4 protein-coding genes are annotated in these 2,516 nt (G+C 49.7%); all 4 read left to right on the top strand.

The annotated features are described in order from the left end of the window. The coding region (locus tag WCO51_12375) for a hypothetical protein (protein ID MEI6514049.1) at positions 1-300 on the top strand (300 nt) is incomplete at its 5' end. A gap of 501 nt (positions 301-801) precedes the next feature. Next, positions 802-1,194 (top strand): hypothetical protein, encoded by a 393-nt coding sequence (locus WCO51_12370; protein MEI6514048.1) that lies wholly within the window; start codon positions 802-804, stop codon positions 1,192-1,194. Positions 1,195-1,285: 91 nt separating this feature from the next. Further along, complete coding sequence (locus WCO51_12365) at positions 1,286-2,176, top strand: hypothetical protein (GenBank protein MEI6514047.1); 891 nt, start codon at positions 1,286-1,288, stop codon at positions 2,174-2,176. A gap of 81 nt (positions 2,177-2,257) precedes the next feature. Next, positions 2,258-2,516, top strand: a 259-nt coding sequence (locus tag WCO51_12360; protein ID MEI6514046.1) for an integrase, incomplete at its 3' end; no start/stop codon positions are given.

Raw genomic sequence — 2,516 nt, 5'->3', positions numbered from 1 at the left:
ACACGCCTGCTGACGTCGCTTTTATTGAATTCCAAGGCCTTTTATGGCCGTTATGCATTTTTATGTCGCAGTAACTCTACTCTCTCCGACAACCTGCTAGAGGATCATTTGTATTGGTGGTTGGCCTATTATCATTTTGCGCGTGCGCATGAGAGTTTGCAGATCAGGATGGAAGAACCTGTACAGAGAAAGGGTAACCAGAGACCCAGGCTGTATAAGAAGGTGACCCCGGCGATGGCAGCTGGGCTTACGTCACGGCGCTGGTCAGTGAAAGAACTGATCAGTTATCCGCTGCTATAAGGGAAGGGGGAGGAAAAACTGAAGGGGAATGCAAGCCTGTTTCATTGAAGGCTTGCATAGACTCTGCCCACATTGCGTCTGTCGATACATATTCGAACAAAAACGCGCTCGATTGAGCACGTTTCAATTACCAACCACCGATTGTGGCTGTACCGTGTATTCATAAAATAAACCGAGCCCAACTTGGAGTGAGAAGGAGAATCGTCTGACGAAATTTTCGCCTAAAAATCAAAAATAACTGGCGGATGAACCAAGTAGCCAGCACAGGGAGGAAAAACTGAAGGGGAATGCAAGCCTGTTTCATTGAAGGCTTGCATAGACTCTGCCCACATTGCGTCTGTCGATACATATTCGAACAAAAACGCGCTCGATTGAGCACGTTTCAATTACCAACCACCGATTGTGGCTGTACCTAAAAGAAGATTATCATGGGGTGTAGCGCAAAAGTCTGGGAAGAAAAGAGCTAAAGAGGGTAAACTGTGGTGACAGGAGAAAAACAAGATGAGTCGCCCCCAATCCCTTGCCCGTCGGAAAGCAGCATTTATGCAAGAAGCCGAAAGAATGTATGAGCAACTGGAAACTTGGTACGATAAGCACCCCGAAGCAAGTTTCGGAGAAATCGAAGCGGAAGCGCGAAAACGCCGGCGGGAGTTGATGGGAAAAGCGCTGGAGCAATTGGTCAATGGACGCGATAGCGGCATGCAAGCGGAAGCGCCCAAATGCGAACAATGCGCAGAAGCGATGATATTTGCAGGTTATTGTCCATGGGGAGTTCATGGACTGGAAGGTGACAGCCGCCTGGAAAGAGCCTATTACGTCTGCCCGAATTGCAAAGGGCAAACGCTTTTCCCCCCTAAATCTGAAACTGAAATTACGAGCCGATCATTGGAGTGAAGGCGCGGCGCGAGTAGCCACGCGTCAAGGCTTGCAAGCCAAATCGTTTGATAAGGCAGCAGAATCGTACAGCGATGCTACAGGCGGAAGCATGTCGAGCGATAGCTTGCGGCGCATCACGGAAGGCTTCGGGCAACGACTGGAAGAAAAGCGTGTGAGTGAAGCACAGCGAGTGTACGACCCACAAACGCCGCAAATGGCGCAACAAGTGGTGACGGTCACAGCTCCGATTAAGCAGCAAGCCAACATTTCGACCGACGGCGGCATGGTTTTATTGCGTAAGGAAGGCTGGAAAGAGTTCAAAATGAGTGTTTTTTCAGAAGTGCAGGTAAAAGCGGCAAAGCCCAGCCCAACGGAAACGCATCCCGACCCGCAGATTACCTTACGCCAGCATAGTTACCAAGTCGGGTTATGGATTGCCGAAGAAATGGGTCAACATCAGTATTTGGAAGGAGCGCGGCGGCAAGTAGAACAATGTCCGCGTCTCGGATCAGCGAATGACGGCGGTGTTTGGATTAGCCGGATCACGATTACAAATTATCCGCGCATTATCTACTCGATTGATTGGGCGCATGCGCATGGACGATTAAGTAATGTCGCCAAAGCCGCCTTCGGTGATGGAACCCCGTCAGCACAACACTGGACGCAACAACAAGTTGACCTCTTGTGGCATGGGCGCGTGGAAGATGTCGTGACTGCCCTGCAAGCCCTGAATTGGGATCAAATTACTTGCCTGGAAGACATTCGCAATTCACCCTCTTACTTTGAAACGCGCAAACACAACATGGATTACTCACACCTTCGGCGTCAAGGATACCCCATTGGCAGCGGAACGGTGGAAAGCGGCATCAACACCGTTGTGCATCACCGCATGAAACGGCAAGGTCGCGGGTGGAAACGTCAACATGCCCAAGCCATGCTTGCTGCTTTGGGTGAATTACACAGTGACCGCTTTCAGACTGCCTGGCTGGCTACTTGCTAATTTCATGACACCCCACCCAGACTTTTGCGCTACACCCATTATCATGGTATTTTACCCTCATAATTATCCGGGAGCAGCAAAATGGGCAAAATCCTTGACTGGTTACAAGAGCGCGTCAAACACTGGACAAAACCAGCCACTTCAGTCTTAATCATCGACATACTTTCAGATCTGACACGCAGCCGTGCGGATTTGGTTGTAGAAAATGCGTTGTTGCGTCAGCAACTGATTGTGCTGAATCGACAGATTAAACGACCTCAGCTAACCAACAATGATCGTTTTCGGCTGGTGTTTCTATCGCACTTTACGAAGTTCTGGAAACAAGCCCTACATATCGTTC

The organism is bacterium (assembly GCA_037131655.1).
Taxonomy (GTDB): Bacteria; Armatimonadota; Fimbriimonadia; order Fimbriimonadales; family JBAXQP01; genus JBAXQP01.
The sequence above is the reverse complement of the archived record's forward strand: the minus strand, read 5'-3'. Positions and strand labels throughout refer to the sequence as shown.

What these genes read in the sequence shown, in the direction of transcription:
- WCO51_12370 (MEI6514048.1), top strand. Translation starts at nt 802, where the DNA reads ATGAGTCGCCCCCAATCCCTTGCCCGTCGGAAAGCAGCATTTATGCAA.
- WCO51_12365 (MEI6514047.1), top strand. Translation starts at nt 1,286, where the DNA reads ATGTCGAGCGATAGCTTGCGGCGCATCACGGAAGGCTTCGGGCAACGA.